The organism is Sphingobium sp. HWE2-09 (assembly GCF_035989265.1).
GTDB lineage: Bacteria > Pseudomonadota > Alphaproteobacteria > Sphingomonadales > Sphingomonadaceae > Sphingobium.
The window spans coordinates 1,106,450-1,124,192 of sequence record NZ_JAYKZX010000003.1 but is presented as its reverse complement, the minus strand read 5'-3'; the positions used below and the strand labels follow the sequence as shown (position 1 = coordinate 1,124,192).

Here is a 17,743-nt window from a genome sequence, read left to right as displayed (position 1 = left end):
ACTGGACCCGGCCGTCGCTGGGAAGATGAGGCGGGGAATCCATATGGCACGCGGCAATCGTATCTTCGCAGGCCCACGTCTGCGCCAACTGCGCCTGGACCACCGCATGGACCAAGCTACCATGGCGCAGGCGCTGGGCATATCCGTCTCTTATCTCAGCCAGATGGAAAATGATGATCGCCCCCTGACCGCGAAGGTCAAGGCCGCGCTCGCCAGCGCCTTTCCCACCGACTGGGCCAGCTTCGACAGTCGGGAGGAGGAGCAACTTCTCGGTGCCTTCACCTATGCGCTCGGCCACCCCGAACTGCCCGGCACGCAAATGGAGCCGGAACGGATCGAGAAACTTCACCTGCAATTCCCCGAATTTGCCGCCCGTTATGTCGATCTCTACAACGCCCATATGCGCGCCAACGAACGCATCAACATGATCGAGGAGGCGATCGCCAACGATCATGAGGTCCAGGCCCGCCTCCCCTGGGAGGCCGCGCGCGACTGGTTCCACGAAGCGGGCAATTATGTCCACGCCATCGACTGCCTGGCCGAAGACATGGCCGAAAGTTTCACCGCCGGGCAGACGCTGGACGAAGGCATGCTGGTCGAAGCGCTCGCCCGCCGCCACGGCATCGAAACGCTGATCGCCGACACCCCTGACAGCGCGCTACGCTCCTACACCAGCAGCACGAAGAAGCTGTTCATCAACGCCGCCCTCCCCACCGAAAGCCGCAAGTTCATGCTCGCGCACCAGCTCATGATGCTGGAGGGGCAGGCGGTGATCGCGGACGTGGTGACCAGGGCCGCCCTGCCCGTCCCCGGCGCCGACCGGCTGCTGGCGATCGGCCTGGGCAATTATGCCGCAGGCGCACTGCTCATGCCTTATGCCGCTTTCCGCGAAGCCGCCCGCGCGATGCGCCACGATATCGACCGGCTGGCCCGCACCTTCGGCGTCAGCTTCGAACAGGCCTGCCATCGCCTCTCCACCCTGCAACGCCCCGGCCTGCGCGGCATCCCCTTCTTCTTCTGCCGGGTCGACATGGCGGGCAACATCACCAAACGCCACAGCGCCACCCGCCTGCAATTCGCCCGCTTCGGCGGCGCCTGCCCGCTATGGAACGTCCATGAAGCCGTCGCCGTACCCGACCGCATCAATGTGCAACTGGGCGAAACGCCCGACGGCGTGCGCTACGTGTCGATGGCGAAGGGGCTGGTGAAACCCTCTGGCAGCTACAAACGCACCCCCCGCCGCTTCGCCGTCGTCCTGGGCTGCGAAACCGCCCACGCCGCCAACTTCGTCTATGCCGACGGCCTGCATCTGGCGGAGGAGGGCGCCGCCACCCCCATCGGCATCACCTGCCGCCTCTGCCCCCGCCAAAGCTGCGACCAACGCGCGTTTCCGCCTGCCGACCGCCCGATCCATGTCGATCCGGACAACCGCCAGATCGTGCCTTACTGGATCGGGTGAAAGCGGAACCCTTCTCAGTGCATAAAGCTACGTGTTCCCGCGCAGGCGGGAACCCAGTCCCACCCTGTCAGCCAGGCTCCCGCTAAAGACCTTCGTCGCGCAATAACGTCGCGAAATCCTGCCCACCATAATAGAAACCGATGACCACGACCGCTTGGTCCTCGACCATGAAGGCGATCGTCACCCGGCGGCGATGCACCAACGTGCGCAAACCCGGCCGCACATCATTGCGTGGTGTGCCGATCGACGGATAATCCGCCAATCCATCGATATGGGACAGGATTGCGTCGGTAAAGCGCCGGGCAATATTATGCGAAGCTGCCTGTGCGACATAATCGTAGATCGCATTGATCTGATGCTGCGCCTCGGATGTAAAGACGATGCGATGCATCCTGGTTCAGTCGCGCGCGGTCGCTCGATCCCGCCGGGCGGAAAGCCCAGCCCTCACCTCGTCAGTCGACACGCCCCGTGACGGATCGGCTTGATAGGCGTCATAGGCTGGTAGAGCGACATTACTCAGCCAGTTTTCGACTGCGCGCTCACGCGCCTGAAGCGCCCGCAATCCATCGCGAATGACTTCGCTTTCGCTGGCATAAGCGCCTGACGCAACCTTGGCCCGCACGTCGGCTGCCATGTCGTTTGGCAATGTCACGCTGAACTGTTGGGTGGATCGCATCGCTCATATCTCCTGCGATAGGATTTAATCCTATTGCCTCGACGTTGCAACGCCCTCACCCCTCCACCACCAACGCCTCCTCCATAAAATCCAGAAACGCCCGCACCCGCGCCGCGCCGCGATCCTCCGCCGAATACAGCGCGTGAATATCCTCCCCGTCCCCCGCATCATAATCGCCCAGCACTTCGACCAGTCGCCCTTCGCGCAAATCGCTCGCCACATGAAAGCGCCCGTGCCGCGCAATGCCACCGCCTGCGATCGCCATGCGCCGCACCACCTCGCCCGAATTGCCGAAGAAGTGCCCCTGCACCGGCCGCTGCACCAGCTTGCCGCCGACCCGGAACGGCCAGCTATCCACCGACCGGCGGAAACTGAAGCGCAGGCAATCATGCCCATCCAGATCGTCCGGTGTCGCCGGCGTCCCCCGCCGCGCCAGATAATCCGGGCTGGCGACCAGCACCATGCGGCTATGCCCCAGCTTCTTCGCGCGCAACCGCGTGTCGCGCAGCGGCCCGATACGGATCGCGATATCCGCACGCTCCTCGACCAGGTCCACCACCGCATCGGTCAGCGTCAGGTCCACGGTCACGCCCGGATGCAAGTCGCCAAAGCGCGGCAGGATCGGGATCAGACATTCGATCCCGAACGAAGGCGACGCATTGATCCGCAGCAGCCCGCGCGGCCCCTGCCCTTCCGCCAGCAGGCTGCTCTCCGCCTCGAACATATCGCCCAATATCGCGATCATCTTGTCGTGATAGACCTGCCCCTCACGCGTCAGTGCCAGCGACCGCGTCGTCCGCCGGACCAGCGCCACGCCCAGCCGCTGTTCCAGCCGCGCGATCGAGCGGCTCACCGCCGAGGGCGTCAATCTCAAAGCCTTGGCGGCGGCGGCAAAGCTGCCTTCGCCCGCCACCATCAGGAAAGTCTCGACGTCGCCGAACCGGTTATCCATGATTTCAATGCACTTCTGAAATGATGACGTTCCATCTAATCATCAATCGCAAAAAGTCCATATAACTGTCCAACTCGCTGTCTCATTTGAAGGGAAAAGACCATGGACCTGAAGCTTAAAGGCAAGACCGCCATCGTCACTGGATCGACCGCCGGCATCGGCCTCGCCATCGCCAAACGCCTGGCGCAAGAGGGCGTCGCCGTCACGATCACCGGCCGCAGCCAGGCCAAGCTGGACGCCGCGGCGGCCGAAATCGCCCTGCCCGTCAACGCCGTCCTGGCCGATCCCGCCACCGCCGACGGCGCCGCCGCGCTGATCGCCGCGGTTCCCGCGACCGACATCCTCATCAACAATCTGGGCATTTACGAAGCCAAGGATTTCGCCGACATCAGCGACGAAGACTGGCACCGCCTGTTCGAAGTTAATGTCGTCAGCGGCGCCCGCCTCTCCCGCCACTATTTCCCCAGGATGCTCGCCAACAACTGGGGCCGCGTCCTCTTCATCGCCAGCGAAAGCGGCCTGCTCCCCCCGCCGAGATGATCCATTACGGCATGACCAAGGCGGCCCAACTCTCCATCTCGCGCGGCCTGGCCGAACATACGCGCGGCACCGGCGTGACGGTCAACAGCGTCCTCCCCGGCCCGACGCGATCGGAAGGGATCGTGGAGTTCATCCGCTCCGTTGTGGACAATAAGGACGCATCGGAAGCGGAACGCGAAGCCGAATTCTTCACCAAGCGCCGCCCCCTCTCGCTCATCAAGCGCCTGATCGAAGCGGACGAAGTCGGCGCGATGGTCGCTTACCTCGCCAGCCCGCTCGCCGCCGCCACCAACGGCGCAGCCGTCCGTGTCGAAGGCGGCATGATCCCAACGATCGCCTGAGTTCTTCCCGACTGCACCCTTCCCCCGCACCCACCTCCGTTCGGTTCGAGCCTGTCGAGAACAACGCGCCCAGCCAGGTCTCGACAAGCTCGAACCGAACGAGGTGTTGGAAAACCCACCCTGCGGAAACTGGCCCTGTCGCTCGTCTCACGCCTCCATTAGGGAAGCGAAGATGAGTGACACGGACAGCCTGCCCCCAATCGAACACGCCTTGATCCGGGACGGCTATGCCCGCCTCCCCGGCGCAGCGCTGTTCGATCAACTCGGCATCGCCCGATCCGACTGGGACAGCCTCGCCGCCAGCTGGAACGATCTTGGTCCCGACCTCTATATGGCCGATGGCGGCCGCTACCGCCGTCGCCGCCACGCCGCCTTCGCGCTCCAAAAGGGCCGCTTCACCCGCAAGCCGCACCAGCCCCACTATCAAAGCCGCGACTATAACCCCCTCAACGGCGACGTACAGCGCTGGTTCGATCCGGTCGAGGACGCCACGGTCGCCAACCCGGCGCTGCAATCTATCTTCGCCTTCTGCGCCGACAGTTTCGATCCGGCCTGCTCAGGCGATTGGCACGTCGAAATGCACCAGTTCCGCATCGAAGCGAAACCCGGCGAAACCGGCCGCCCCACGCCCGAGGGCATGCACCGCGACGGCGTCGATCATGTGCTGGTGATGCTGGTAGAACGGCGCAACGTCCGCGAAGGCGTCACCCGCATCGGCGCGCCCGACGGCACGCCGCTGGGCGAATTCACGCTGACGGGGGCGGGCGACACGATGCTGATCGACGATCATCGCATCCTGCACGGTGTCACGGCAATCCACGCGGTGAACCCGGCGCACCCCGCCTGGCGGGATGCGCTGGTAGTGACTTTTTCCTCCCCGGCACGGGGAGGGGGACCGATCGCGTAGCGATTGGTGGAGGGGAGGCGCCACACGGCACCCCCCCTCCGTCTGGCCTGCGGCCAGCCACCTCCCCGTACCGGGGAGGAGATCACGTTACTTCAACAACACCAACTCTTCCGCCATACTGGGATGCAGCGCCACCGTGTCGTCGAAATTCTGCTTGGTCAGCCCCGCCTTCACCGCGATCGCGGCGGCCTGCAATATCTCGGGCGCATCCGGCCCGATCATGTGCAGCCCGATGACCTTCTCCGTCGTCGCGTCCACGATCATCTTGTACAGCGCGCGCTCGTTCCGCCCGGCCAGCACATTCTTCATCGGGCGGAAGTCGGACGTATAGACCTTGACGGTTCCGTACTTGTTCTTCGCCTGCGCTTCGGTCAACCCCACGCCCGCGAGCGGCGGATGGCTGAACACGGCAGACGGCACGCAGCCATAATCCACCTTGCGCTTGTTGCCGCCGAACACCGTATCGGCAAAGGCATGGCCTTCCCGAATGGCGACCGGCGTCAGTTGCAGTCGGTCGGTGACATCGCCCACGGCATAGATGCTCTCGCAGCTTGTTTGGCTATAATCGTCGACCTTGATCGCGCCCTTCTCGGTCAGTTCGACCCCGGCCGTCTCCAGCCCCAGCCCCTCGACATTGGCCTTGCGCCCGGTGGCGAACAGCACCACGTCCGCCGCCACCGGATCGCCATCCTTGAACCGCACGCACAGCGTCCCGTCCTCATTCTTCTCGATCCGCTCCATCTGCGCGTTGAAGCGGAAGTTGATCCCCTTGGTCATGGAAATCTGCAGCAGCCGGTCGCGGATCTGCTCGTCATAGCCGCGCAGCAGGTCGCTCCCACGATTGACCATCGTCACATGGCTGCCGAACTGATGGAAGATACCGGCAAACTCATTGGCGATATAGCCGCCACCCACGATCACGATCCGCGATGGGCACTCGTCCAGATGGAACACTTCGTTGCTGGTGATGCCATGTTCGGCGCCCTCCAGCTCCGGCACCACCGGCCAGGCGCCGGTCGCGACCAGGATCACCTTCGCCGTCACTTCCCGCCCGCTCGCCAGCTTCACGCCATGCGGCCCGGTCACAACCGCGCGCTCGCGGATCACTTCCACCTTATGGCTGGCCAGCGTATTGCCATACAGCCCCTCCAGGCGATCGACATCGGCCAGCACATTGTCGCGCAACGTGGTCCATTCGAACCCGCAATCCGGCACGTTCCAGCCGAAGCGGCGCGCGTCCTTCAGATCCTCGGCGAAATGCGCGCCATAGATAAGCAGCTTCTTGGGCACGCAGCCGCGAATGACGCAGGTGCCGCCCACCCGGAACTCCTCGGCCACCGCAACCTTCGCCCCGTGCGCCGATGCCACCCGCGACGCCCGCACGCCGCCCGATCCCGCACCGATGACGAAAAGGTCGAAATCATAGTCACTCATGCCGGGCCTCCGATTAGGTAGGCGCGGATATGGCGGGTGCGCGCGTCAGTTACAAATGGGAATATTCTTGCTGGTAGCCAAACCACCTCCGTTCGCTTCGAGCGCGGTCGAGCAGCGTGCAGCGCAAAACATGCATTTCTCGACTTCGCTCGAAACGAACGGGGGTTGGGATCACCCCTCGCCCAACGCGATCTCGATCAAAGCCATGGTCGACGGATCGAACCCGGTCGCGCCATCCGCCTCGATCGACTTGGCGATCTCCTTGCCCAGTTCCACGCCGAACTGGTCGAACGGGTTGATCCCCATCAGTACCGCATTGGCGAACGTGCGATGCTCGTAAAAAGCGATCAGCGCCCCCAGCGCTTCGGGCGTCACATCGTCCAGCAGGATCGTCGTGGACGGCCGGTTGCCGGGGTAAGCCCGCGCCGGATCGGCGTCATTATCCTTGCCCCGCATTAGCGCCGCCCCTTGCGCGAAGCAGTTGACCAGCAGTGCGCGATGATGCGCCGGGTCCAGAGCATGACCCGACTCGATCGACGCGACGAACTCCACCGGCGTGATGATCGTCCCCTGATGCAGCAGCTGGAACACCGCATGTTGCGCATCGGTGCCAACGCCGCCCCAGGTGATCGGCGCGGTCGGACCATCGACCGGCTCGCCATCGCGGGTCACGCTCTTGCCGTTGCTCTCCATCTCCAACTGCTGAAGATAGGATGGCAACAGCGCCAGCCGCTCGTCATAGGCGAACAGGGCGCGGGTCTGGCACCCCATCACCCGCGTATAATATTGGTCGATGAACGCGGCGATCAGCGGCGCATTCTCGGCGGGATCAGACAAGCGGAAATGCCGGTCCATCGACGCCGCGCCCTCCAGCAAACTCTCGAACGCATCCCAGCCCAGCGCCAGCGCGGCAGGGAACCCTATCGAGGACCAGAGCGAATAGCGCCCGCCCACCAATTCGGCGAAGGGCAGGATGCGGGTTTCGTCCACGCCCCATTCCATCGCCTTTTCCGGCGCAGCGGTCAGCGCGATGACCTTGCCATAGGGGTCGTCCACCCCGGCCTCGACCATCCAGTTGATCGCGCTCGCTGCGTTCAGCATCGTCTCGCTGGTGGTGAAGGTCTTGGACGCGATCGCGATCAGCGTGGTGTGCGGATCGAAATCCTCGATCGCCCGCTCCAGCGCGGTGCCATCCACATTGGACACGATCGCCACGTCATAGCGCACGCCGTCGCCGTCCAGCGCATCGACGATCAGCTTGGGGCCCAAAGCCGACCCGCCGATGCCGATATGCAAGATATGCCGCACCTCACCCAATGCGCCCGCCTCGATCGCGTCGATCAGGCCGCGCATCCGCCGATGCAGCATCTTGGCATGGGCGACGCTGTCGGCATTGCCCTCGCCCCGTTCGGCGGGATGTTCGGCCGCGCGCCCCTCGCTATTATTTACCGCCTGCCCGGCGAACAGCGCATCGCGCCAGCGGCCAAAGCCCTGTTCCTCCGCCAGCGCCAGGAACGCCGTCATCAGGTCGTCGGTCAGATGGGTCTTGGACCAGTCGAACCGGATCGGCCCCTGGCTCAGCACCAGCTTGGACAGGCGATCGGGATCGGTCGTGAAAATGGACTTGAGTTCGGCTTGCGGCAGTGCGGCAATTGCCGTCAAAGACCGTGGCAGTGCAGGACTGGTCATGGATGGATTCCTTATGACGTTGATCGACATCGACGCTGCACCGGTCGATTCCCGCTATCCTTAGCCAATAAACTGCCGCTTTGCATCGCCAAGGACTGCTTGACGCGCCGCGCCTCAAGCTCCAAAAGCCGCCACGGCCGCCTTATCGGCTCTCTCAAGGGATCAGACGACACTCCATGACTGCCAAATCGGAAACGCGGGACTTCATCTTGTTTCTCGCCAAGCTCGGGCTGTTCGTCTTCATCCTGCGCAGCTTCATCATATCGCCGTTCAACATCCCGTCGGAATTGATGCAGCCGCGCCTGCTGATCGGTGATTATTTGCTGGTCGCCAAATGGCCCTATGGCTATTCGCGCTATTCGCTGCCCTTCTCGATCCCGCTGATCCCCGGCCGCATCCTGGCATCCACGCCGGCACGTGGCGACGTGGTCGTGTTCAAGGCGCCGCCGAACCAGAAGAACGATTATATCAAGCGCGTGATCGGCCTGCCCGGCGACATGATCGGCGTGCGCGGCGGCACCGTCTATCTGAACGGCCAGGCGATCCCGAAGCAGAAGGTCGCCGACCTCGTCATTCCCGTGACGCCGAACATGGTCGATGCCGCCAACCGCGAAGGCGCGGCCTCCCCCTGCTACCGCCCCGATTTCGAGGAAGCCGCGGTCGGCGGCGGCAAGCAATGCCGCTACCCCCAGTTCCGCGAAACCCTGCCCGGCGGCAAGAGCTACAACGTCCTCGACCTGCTGCCCGACGGCGCGGCCGATGACCGCGACACGGTGCTGGTTCCCGAAGGCCACCTCTTCATGATGGGCGACAACCGCGATCGCAGCGCCGACAGCCGCTTCCCCGCGGTCGAAGGCGGCGGCATCGGCCTCGTCCCCGAAGAAAATCTGGTGGGCAAAGCGATCGTCTCGGTCTTCTCGACCGACGGCAGCGCCAACTGGCTGCTCCCCTGGACCTGGTTCACCGCCGCGCGCTGGAGCCGCATCGGGGAAGGCTTTTGAGCAAACCCGATACCGCATCCTGGTTGAAGGCGCTGATCGGCCGCACGCCGGACAATCCGGCGCGGTTCGAACAGGCGCTGACCCATGGCAGCGCCAAGGCGGTCAATTATGAGCGGCTGGAATTTCTGGGCGATCGTATCCTCGGCCTGCTGATGGCCGAATGGCTGTTCGAACGCTTCACCGACGAACCCGAAGGCAAGCTGTCCCGCCGTTTCAACGCACTGGTATCGGGCGAAACCTGCGCAGACGTCGCGCGCACCGCTGGCGTCCCCACCCATATGGTGCTGGGCAAGCAGGCGCGCGACGATGGCGCCGCCGACAGCGACAATGTGCTGGGCGACGTGATGGAAGCGCTGATCGGCGCTCTCTATCTGGAAGGCGGCCTGGACGAAGCGCGCACGTTGGTCCGCCGCCTGTGGAACGATCGCGTCGACACCCAGACCAGCGCCCCGCGCCATCCTAAATCCTACCTCCAGGAATGGGCCGCCGCCAACAAGCGCAAGCCCCCCGAATATGCCCTGACCGACCGATCCGGCCCCCACCACGCCCTGCGCTTCACCGTGACGGTATCGATCAAGGGCGCGGGCGAAGCCAGCGCCACAGGCGGATCGAAACAGGAAGCCGAAACGGCGGCGGCCAAGGCCTTGCTGGAGAAGTTGGCGGGTTAGGTCCAGCTTCCCCTGAAGACATAAAACACCTAAACCATCATCGTCATCCCGGGCTTGACCCGGGATCCCGCTTCTTATCCCTCGTTGGAAAGAAGAAGCGGGATCCCGGCTTTCGCCGGGATGACGGGATTTGCTTGGGCGAACGGAGTATATTTGTTGGACGTTTCAGAAACCACCCAACGCTGCGGCGTCATCGCCGTCGTCGGCGCGCCCAATGCGGGCAAGTCCACGCTGGTCAACGCGCTGGTGGGCCAGAAGGTGGCGATCACCAGCCCCAAGGCGCAGACCACGCGCACCCGCGTCATGGGCGTCGCGATCGAAGGCGATGCGCAGATCGTGCTGGTCGACACGCCCGGCATCTTCGCGCCCAAGCGGCGGCTGGACCGCGCCATGGTGCAGGCCGCCTGGGGCGGCGCGCAGGGTGCGGACCTGATCGCGATGGTCGTGGATGGCAAGGCCGGTCGCGGCCCCAAGCTCGAACCCATCATCGAATCCTTAAAGCATCGCAGCGAACGCAAGTGGCTGATCCTCAACAAGGTCGATATCGCCATCAAGGAAAAGCTGCTCGTCCATACCGAAAAGCTGCATGAGACGCTGGGCTTCGACGAAATCTTCTTCGTCTCCGCCGCGACCGGCGACGGCCTGCCCGAACTGAAAAAAGCCTTCGCCAACGCCATGCCGCAAGGCCCATGGCATTTCCCCGAAGACCAGGTGTCGGACGCCACCGACCGGATGCTCGCGGCTGAAATCACGCGCGAGCAGCTCTATCACCAGCTTCACGCCGAACTCCCCTACGCCACCGCCGTCGATACCGAACAATATAAGGAACGCGACGACGGATCGGTCGAAATCCACCAGCAGATCCTGGTTGGTCGCCCCACCCAGCGCGCGATCGTGCTGGGCAAGGGCGGGCAACGGCTCAAGGAAATCGGGTCGAAGGCCCGCGCCGAACTGGCGACGCTGCTTGGCGTCAAAGTCCATCTCTATCTTCATGTGAAGGTGAAGGAAGATTGGGAAGACGATCGTGGCATCTATCGCGACATCGGTCTTGACTGGGTCGAATAAAGGCAATCGGATGAAGTAAATTCATCTTTTACTTTATGCTGTTACGTCGCCTGCCATGGGACCGAAGCAGAAAATCGCCATAGCCGTTGGCATATCCGTCTTCGGCACGATCGCCATCATGGCGCTGGTCTCGATGATCCCCGGCTTGTTCATCCCGCCGCGCTATTTCCTCGTCGGCATCTTCTGTTCGGCCAGCATTTCCACCCCCGTCTGCGTCATGCTGGTGCGGCAGGGGGAGGAAAACCGGCGGCTGCGGATGGAACTGGAACGGCGGGTGGCGGACATGGCGCGGCTCGCCGATATCGACGGGCTGACCGGCCTGCTCACCCGCAACGCCTTCTTCGATCGGGCGGAGCGGCTCCATGGCCGCCCCGGCCACTGGTATCTGCTGATCGACATCGATCATTTCAAACGCTTCAACGACGATCACGGCCATCAGACCGGCGACGCCGTATTGCATGCGGTGGCGACCGCGATCGGCGAAGCGCTCCGCCCCGGCGATTTGTGCGGGCGGCTGGGCGGGGAAGAGTTCGCCGTCTGCCTGCCCGACTGCGACGGCGATCATGCCGCCCGCCGCGCCGAACATATTCGGGCATCGATCCAGGCGCTGCGCGTCCGCGCCACCTCCGGGCCGATGGTCCGCGTAACCGCCAGCATCGGGCTGAGCGCCAGCGATCCGACGCTACCGATCGAAGCCAGCTTGCATCGCGCCGACCTTGCCATGTACGCCGCCAAGACTGGCGGCCGCAACCAGGTGCGACACGCCGCCTGACGCCAGACCTTACTCGGCCGCCGCCGCCTTCTTCTTGGCTGGTGCCTTCTTTACGGCAGGCTTCTTGACCGCGCCGTCCTTCTTCTCAGCTGCCGCCTTTTTGGGTGCAGCCTTTTTCGGGGCCGCCTTCTTCTTCGCCCCCTTCTTGGCCGGGGCCGCCGCTGCCCGCGCGTCGATCAGCTGCGCCGCTTCCTCCAGCGTCAACTGATCCTTATCCACCGTCTTGGGCAGGGTCGCGTTGGTCGTGCCGTCGGTGACATAAGCGCCGTAGCGCCCTTCCATCAGCTTGATCTCCGCCTCCGTCCGCGGATGCGCGCCCAATATCTTCAACGGCTCGCGCCCGGCGCTTCGCGGCCCGCGCTGTGCCGCTTCGGCCAGCTTCACCACCGCGCTGTTCATCCCGACCTCGAAAATCTCCGACGTCGATGACAATCGCCCATACTTGCCGTCATGCAGCAGATAGGGACCAAAGCGCCCGATATTCGCGACGATCGGCAGACCCGTTTCCGGGTGCAGCCCCACTTCGCGCGGCAGGCTGAGCAGCTTCACGCCCCAGTCCAGCGTCAATTCGCCATCGGGCAGATCCTTGGGGATCGACCCGCGCTTGGCCTCCTTGCCCTCGCCCATTTCGATATAGGGGCCAAAGCGACCGGACTTCTTGACGATATCCTGCCCCGTTTCGGGATGCTGGCCCAGAACCTCCGGCCCCGTATCCTCGCCATCCTTGCCGCCCGGCTGGCCGAACTTCCGGGTATATTTGCACTCAGGATAGTTGGAGCAGGCGATGAACGCGCCGAACCGCCCGCCACGCAGCGACAATTGCCCATCCGCGCACAGCGGGCAGGCGCGCGGGTTGCTGCCGTCCGCCTTGGGTGGGAACAGCATCGGCTCCAGAAACTTGTCCAATGCCGCCGTGATGTCCGACGGCTTTTGCTCCATCACCTCGGCGGTCTTGGGCTTGAAGTCCTTCCAAAAGGCTTCCAGCACTGCCTGCCACTGGGCGCGGCCGCCGGAAATATCGTCCAGTTCGTCTTCCAGACCCGCCGTGAAATCATAGGAGACATAGCGTTCGAAGAAACGCTCCAGGAACGCCGTCACCAGCCGCCCGCTCTCCTCCGCGAAAAAGCGGTTCTTCTCGATCCGCACATAATCGCGATCTTTCAGCACCTGTAACGTCGACGCATAGGTGGACGGACGACCGATCCCCAATTCCTCCAAACGCTTGACCAGCGACGCTTCGGAATAGCGCGGCGGCGGCTGGGTGAAATGCTGCTCGGCGCTGACCTTCTTCTTCGCGGGCGCATCGCCCTCGCTGATACGCGGCAGCAGCTTGGAATCATCATCGTCGCTATCGTCGCGCCCTTCTTCGTAGAGCGCCAGGAAGCCCGGGAAGATCACCACCTGCCCGGTCGCACGCAGCGTATGGCTTCCCGATCCATCGACCATGTCGATCGTCGTGCGCTCCAGCCGCGCCGACGCCATCTGGCTCGCCAGCGCGCGCTTGAAAATCAGGTCGTACAGCCGCGCATGATCGCCGCTGCCCACCTTGTCGCGGCCGAACTCGGTCGGACGGATGGCTTCATGCGCTTCCTGCGCATTCTTGGCCTTGGTCTGATATTGGCGCGGCTTTTCGGGCAGATACCCACCGTCATAGCGTTCCGCGATCGCCTTGCGCGCAGCGGAAATGGCGCTGCCGTCCATCTGCACGCCATCGGTACGCATATAGGTGATCGCGCCGTCTTCATACAGCTGCTGCGCGATCCGCATCGTGTGGCTGGCGGAGAAACCCAGCTTGCGCGCAGCTTCCTGCTGCAACGTCGATGTGGTGAAGGGCGCAGGCGGATTGCGGGTGAGCGGCTTCGTCTCGACCTTTTCGACGGTAAAGCGCCCGGCCTCGACATCGGCCTTGGCGGCCATGGCGTCGCCTTCCTTGCCGATCGTCAGCCGCTCGATCTTCTCGCCCTTCCAGCGGACCAGGCGCGCGGTGAAAGCCTGCCCGCCCTGCTCCATCTCGGCGGCGACCGACCAATATTCTTGGGGCGTGAAGGATTCGATCTCCCGCTCGCGCTCCACCACCAGCCGCAGTGCGACCGACTGCACCCGCCCCGCCGACTTGGCGCCGGGCAGCTTGCGCCACAGCACCGGCGACAGGGTGAAGCCCACCAGATAGTCGAGCGCCCGGCGCGCCCGATAGGCGTCGATCAGATCCTCGTCCAGCGCGCGCGGCTTGGCCATCGCGTCGAGCACAGCGGCCTTGGTGATCGCGTTGAACGTCACCCGCTCCACGACCGACGGCAGCGCCTTCTTCGCGCGCAGCACTTCCTGCACATGCCAGCTGATCGCTTCCCCTTCGCGATCAGGGTCAGTCGCCAGGATCAATCGCGTCGCCTTCTTTGACGCGTCGGCAATGGCCTTGAGTTGCTTACCCTTGTCGCCATAATTTTCCCACGACATCGCAAAGCCGTCGTCGGGGTCCACCGATCCGTCCTTCGCTGGCAAGTCGCGAATATGGCCATAGCTGGCTAGGACGTGGAAATCACCGCCCAGATATTTTTCGATGGTCTTCGCCTTGGCCGGCGATTCTACGATGACAAGCTGCATTTAGGCCCCGAAACTATAGGTCTCACACGTACGCGCGAGTCTGGAAGGCAATGACGGCGGACGTCAAGCGGCGTGTAATTAGGGGAGATAACCGACCAGCGCCAGTATCTTGTCGATACGGCGCGGTCACGGCACGGCTTGCCGGTCGAGCGCCTAAATCCTCCTGATCCAGATCAAGTCGGCATGCGGGCCTGCGACTTTTCCCTTTCCGCATTGTTGTAGCGGCATCGCCAGCACGACCTGAAGGCGATGGCCCCCTATTTAAGACAGGAACGCGCATGTCCGATTCCAACAGCCACGACATTTCCACGCTCAACGGCCTGATCGCCACCACGCTCGACAGCGTCGATGGCTATACCGAAGCCGCCAAGGACAGCGAGAACAGCCGGTTCACGCCGCTCTTCACCAGCCGCGCCGCCGAACGGCGTCAGGTCGTCGCCAATCTGCAGCAGCAGGTCCGCAGCCTGGGCGGCAATCCCGAGGATGACGGCACCATCCTGGCGGGCGCCCACCGCATGTTCCTCAACCTCAAAGCCACGCTGACCGGCAGGGACGACAAGGCGATCATCAACGAGGTCGAAGCCGGCGAAGATCATATCAAGGCGAAGTTCGAAGATGCGATCGCCGATCGCGACTTGTCGCCAGCCGTGCGCGCCGTGGTCGAGCAGAATTATGTCTCGGTCAAGGAAGGCCATGACGAGATGCGCGACATCAAGCATTCGATGCAGAACTAACATCCGACAAGGCAAACGGGGGCATCGCGCCCCCGTTTCGCTGCCTATCGCAGATTGACCCGGCCGCCCGCCAATCGATCCAGCCGCTCGGCCAGTTCCAGTTCCAGCAACACCGTCTGCACCACCGCCGGTGACAATGCCGACAGGCGGATCAGTTCGTCGACGGGCACAGGCGTCGATCCCAATAGCCCGACCACGGTCGCCCGCTCCTGCGCCGCGACATCGCTCGACACCGGCTCTCCGACGAAATCCAGATGGCCCTGCCGCACCATGCGCGGATCGATGCTGCCCACCGCTTCTAGCACATCAGCAGCGTTCTGGATCAGGATTGCTCCGTCGCGGATCAACTGGTTGCATCCCTGCGCCCGCGGATCGAGCGGCGAACCCGGCACCGCCATCACTTCCCGCCCCGCCTCGCCCGCCAGCCGCGCCGTGATCAGCGAACCGGATTTGGGCGCGGCTTCGACCACCACAGTCCCTATGCTTAGCCCGGCAATGATCCGGTTGCGCGCCGGGAAATGCCGCGCCAGCGGTTGCGTGCCGGGCGGATGTTCGGTGATCAACAGTCCTTCGGTCGCCACCTGCTCCTGCAACGCGGCATTCTCCGGCGGGAAAGCAATGTCGATCCCGCTGGCGATCACCGCGATCGTCCCGCTGGCAATCGACCCGCGATGCACTTCGGTATCGATCCCGCGCGCCAGCCCGGACACCACCACCGCGCCCCGCTGCCCCAAATCCTGTGCCAGGCTCCGGGCAAAGCGACAGGCCGCGGCCGACGCATTGCGCGCGCCGACCATGGCGATGCACTGGCGGCTGGCAAGCCCGCTGTCGCCACGCAGGATCAGCGCAGGCGGCGCGCCTTCGAACTGCTCCAGCAAGACGGGATAATCCGCGTCCCCCATCAACAGGTAACGCGCGCCTAACGCGCGGCTTTGTGCAATCTCTCGTTCGACCACGCCCGCATCAGCGACGCTCGCACGACCACCGCCGCGCGCGGCGAGATCGGGAATGGCGCGCAACGCCTCCCCCGCCGTTCCAAAGCGGGCGAGCAATTGCCGATAGCTGACCGGACCGATCCGGGGAGAGCGGATGAGCCGCAGCCGGTCGAACCGCTCGCGCTCGCTCATTCGGCAGTGGGTCCGTCCTTGGATGCGCCGACCTTGGGTTCTGCGCCTTTCATCAGCCGCGCGATATTGGCGCGGTGCCGCCACAGCACGATCAGCGCCAGCGCCAGGCTGACCGGCACCAGGTCGATCCGGCCGAACGCCGCCATGGCGATCGGCGCGCTGATTGCCGCCGCCATGCCACCGACCGAAGACCATCTGGTTCCGTATAATGCCCCTAGCCAGACCGCCGCAAAAATGCATCCGGCGGGCCAGAACAGGGCGGTTACCACGCCCATCATCGTCGCCACGCCCTTGCCGCCCGCAAAGCGCAGCCATACCGGGTAGCAATGGCCGATAAACGCCATAGCACCCGCCATCGGCCCGCCGCCATCCACCAGTGCCGCACCGATCAGCACCGCCGCCGCGCCCTTAAGCAGGTCGAGCAGCAACGTCGCCGCCGCCAGCCCCTTGCGCCCGGTGCGCAGCACGTTGGTCGCGCCGATATTGCCCGACCCGATCTGACGCAGGTCGCCCGCGCCGGTTACGCGGGTCAGGATCAGACCGAAGGGGATGGAGCCGAGCAGATAGCCAAGAACCAGGACAAATGCGGGAAGAAGCCAGGGAGGTGTCATGAACTACGCGGTCGCCTGTTGAAGAACGCGGCGACCATAGCGTCCCGTTCGTCGCTCGCAACGATTAAGGTGCGACCATCCCTCGTCCGCCGGGCGCCCTCTGCCCCCATCGCGTCATCATCCGCAGCAACCAGGCCCGAAACGGGCGATCGATATATTGATCGACGATCGCGGCAAAGACCAGCAGTCCAGCGGCGAACGTCAGGCCGAGCGCGACGGACGGTCGCCATCCCAGCGCCGTGAGCGCGCTGGCGACGAAGGCGACCATCGGCACCTGCAGGATATAGACGCCGTAGGACGCGCTCCCCAATGTTGTGGCGATCCGGTGGATGAACCGGTCGATGGGGCAGGATAGCGACGCGTAAACCAGGACGGGGAAAACCAGCAACACCATGATGAGGTCGCGGGCGATCTGCAGTCCGCCACTTAACGGGATTGCCATCGGGATGATCGTAAGCAGCACGATAGTCGCGAAGGACAGTGCAGGCGACGCCGCGCCATCGCGCCGGGCCACGGCAACGGCCATGCCTGCGCAAAAGGAGAATAGGGCGCGGCTAAGAGCGCCGGGCAGTTGCGCAAAGGAGATGCCCAGATTGAGCTGCCCGTAAATCAGCGCGCTCGCGACCAGGATTGACGCAGCGATCACGATCAACCTGCGCAGCGCCAGTTTCGACAGCAGCATATGAGCAAACCGCGCAAATGCCAGACTTGCGCCCAACTCGATCAGGATGGTCCAGCCGAACACGTTGACCGGAAACATTTCGGTATGCCAGCCCCAGATGATGGGCATCGGGATCAGCAGCAGGTTGAACAGAAAGCAGACAGGCCCATTGCCCCGAAAATTGTCCGCACTGCCGAGCGTGACGATATAGCCAAGCGCCAGCAGACCCGACAGCAGGTAAAGCGGATAAAGCCGAATGATCCGGCGAAGCATGAAGTGGCCCATGCTCATCCCCGCACGCAACCGGTCGAGATAGGCGTAAGTCAGCACAAAACCGCTGATGCAGAAGAAGAGATCGACCGCCAGATAAGCCCCTGGAAGCAACATGATGCCGGTGAAGTTGGGAATATGGAAGAACAGCACCGCAAGCGCCGCAACGCCGCGCAGACCATCCAGCGCAACGAAATTGGCGTGCATCGCGCCTCGCCCGCCCGCAGCCGAAACT

The 17,743-nt window shown here is 64.0% G+C and carries 16 protein-coding genes and 1 pseudogene; 8 read left to right on the top strand and 9 right to left on the bottom strand.

Going from position 1 to position 17,743, the window contains the following annotated elements; translation table 11 throughout:
* The first annotated feature begins 43 nt into the window (after window positions 1-43).
* A complete protein-coding gene (locus tag U5A89_RS10895; RefSeq protein ID WP_338161156.1) occupies window positions 44-1,459 on the top strand; it encodes a helix-turn-helix domain-containing protein in 1,416 nt (471 codons plus the stop codon).
* 82 nt (window positions 1,460-1,541) lie between these two features.
* Here U5A89_RS10895 and U5A89_RS10890 read toward each other — a convergent pair whose 3' ends face one another.
* The 3 genes from U5A89_RS10890 to U5A89_RS10880 are packed head-to-tail and all read right to left on the bottom strand — an operon-like array spanning window position 1,542 to window position 3,087.
* Entirely contained in the window at window positions 1,542-1,850 is a 309-nt protein-coding gene (locus U5A89_RS10890) for a type II toxin-antitoxin system RelE/ParE family toxin (protein ID WP_338161155.1), read from the bottom strand.
* 6 nt (window positions 1,851-1,856) lie between these two features.
* Complete coding sequence (locus tag U5A89_RS10885; protein WP_338161154.1) at window positions 1,857-2,135, bottom strand: ribbon-helix-helix domain-containing protein; 279 nt, start codon at window positions 2,133-2,135, stop codon at window positions 1,857-1,859.
* 55 nt (window positions 2,136-2,190) lie between these two features.
* Window positions 2,191-3,087, bottom strand: coding sequence for a LysR family transcriptional regulator (locus U5A89_RS10880; protein ID WP_338161153.1), 897 nt, complete (start codon window positions 3,085-3,087; stop codon window positions 2,191-2,193).
* Between the two features lie 102 nt (window positions 3,088-3,189).
* On the opposite strand from U5A89_RS10880, the pseudogene U5A89_RS10875 reads away from it, so the two are divergent.
* Together U5A89_RS10875 and U5A89_RS10870 are read left to right on the top strand one after the other, a co-directional pair.
* Window positions 3,190-3,968, top strand: a pseudogene (locus tag U5A89_RS10875) (SDR family NAD(P)-dependent oxidoreductase).
* Between the two features lie 172 nt (window positions 3,969-4,140).
* Window positions 4,141-4,875, top strand: coding sequence for a 2OG-Fe dioxygenase family protein (locus U5A89_RS10870; RefSeq protein ID WP_338161152.1), 735 nt, complete (start codon window positions 4,141-4,143; stop codon window positions 4,873-4,875).
* Window positions 4,876-4,962: 87 nt separating this feature from the next.
* On the opposite strand, the gene gorA is transcribed toward U5A89_RS10870, so the two are convergent.
* The gene (gene gorA, locus U5A89_RS10865) at window positions 4,963-6,309 is read right to left on the bottom strand and encodes a glutathione-disulfide reductase (protein WP_338161151.1); all 1,347 of its coding nucleotides are present in this window, start codon (window positions 6,307-6,309) and stop codon (window positions 4,963-4,965) included.
* A gap of 171 nt (window positions 6,310-6,480) precedes the next feature.
* Entirely contained in the window at window positions 6,481-7,998 is a 1,518-nt protein-coding gene (gene pgi / locus U5A89_RS10860) for a glucose-6-phosphate isomerase (RefSeq protein ID WP_338161150.1), read from the bottom strand.
* Window positions 7,999-8,174: 176 nt separating this feature from the next.
* On the opposite strand from pgi, the gene lepB reads away from it, so the two are divergent.
* The 4 genes from lepB to U5A89_RS10840 all read left to right on the top strand — a co-directional run bounded on the left by lepB (window position 8,175) and on the right by U5A89_RS10840 (window position 11,504).
* A complete protein-coding gene (gene lepB / locus U5A89_RS10855; protein WP_338161149.1) occupies window positions 8,175-8,999 on the top strand; it encodes a signal peptidase I in 825 nt (274 codons plus the stop codon).
* Complete coding sequence (rnc, locus tag U5A89_RS10850) at window positions 8,996-9,667, top strand: ribonuclease III (protein ID WP_338161148.1); 672 nt, start codon at window positions 8,996-8,998, stop codon at window positions 9,665-9,667. Before lepB ends, rnc begins: the two co-directional genes overlap by 4 nt.
* A 156-nt stretch (window positions 9,668-9,823) precedes the next feature.
* A complete protein-coding gene (gene era, locus U5A89_RS10845; protein ID WP_338163013.1) occupies window positions 9,824-10,732 on the top strand; it encodes a GTPase Era in 909 nt (302 codons plus the stop codon).
* 55 nt (window positions 10,733-10,787) lie between these two features.
* Complete coding sequence (locus U5A89_RS10840; RefSeq protein ID WP_338161147.1) at window positions 10,788-11,504, top strand: GGDEF domain-containing protein; 717 nt, start codon at window positions 10,788-10,790, stop codon at window positions 11,502-11,504.
* A 9-nt stretch (window positions 11,505-11,513) separates the two neighbouring features.
* On the opposite strand, the gene topA is transcribed toward U5A89_RS10840, so the two are convergent.
* Window positions 11,514-14,105 carry a type I DNA topoisomerase gene (gene topA, locus U5A89_RS10835; RefSeq protein ID WP_338161146.1) on the bottom strand — a complete coding sequence of 864 codons (2,592 nt, stop codon included), beginning with the start codon at window positions 14,103-14,105 and terminating at the stop codon, window positions 11,514-11,516.
* A gap of 278 nt (window positions 14,106-14,383) precedes the next feature.
* Here topA and U5A89_RS10830 point away from each other — a divergent pair, with 278 nt between their 5' ends.
* On the top strand, window positions 14,384-14,839 hold the full coding sequence (locus U5A89_RS10830) for a PA2169 family four-helix-bundle protein (RefSeq protein WP_338161145.1): 456 nt from the start codon (window positions 14,384-14,386) through the stop codon (window positions 14,837-14,839).
* 44 nt (window positions 14,840-14,883) lie between these two features.
* Here U5A89_RS10830 and dprA read toward each other — a convergent pair whose 3' ends face one another.
* From dprA to U5A89_RS10815, 3 genes are all read right to left on the bottom strand, one after another.
* Complete coding sequence (gene dprA, locus U5A89_RS10825; RefSeq protein ID WP_338161144.1) at window positions 14,884-15,966, bottom strand: DNA-processing protein DprA; 1,083 nt, start codon at window positions 15,964-15,966, stop codon at window positions 14,884-14,886.
* On the bottom strand, window positions 15,963-16,577 hold the full coding sequence (gene plsY, locus U5A89_RS10820; RefSeq protein ID WP_338161143.1) for a glycerol-3-phosphate 1-O-acyltransferase PlsY: 615 nt from the start codon (window positions 16,575-16,577) through the stop codon (window positions 15,963-15,965). The genes dprA and plsY overlap by 4 nt, the downstream gene beginning before the upstream one ends.
* A 64-nt stretch (window positions 16,578-16,641) precedes the next feature.
* Entirely contained in the window at window positions 16,642-17,715 is a 1,074-nt protein-coding gene (locus U5A89_RS10815; protein WP_338161142.1) for an acyltransferase family protein, read from the bottom strand.
* Between the last annotated feature and the right edge of the window lie 28 nt (window positions 17,716-17,743).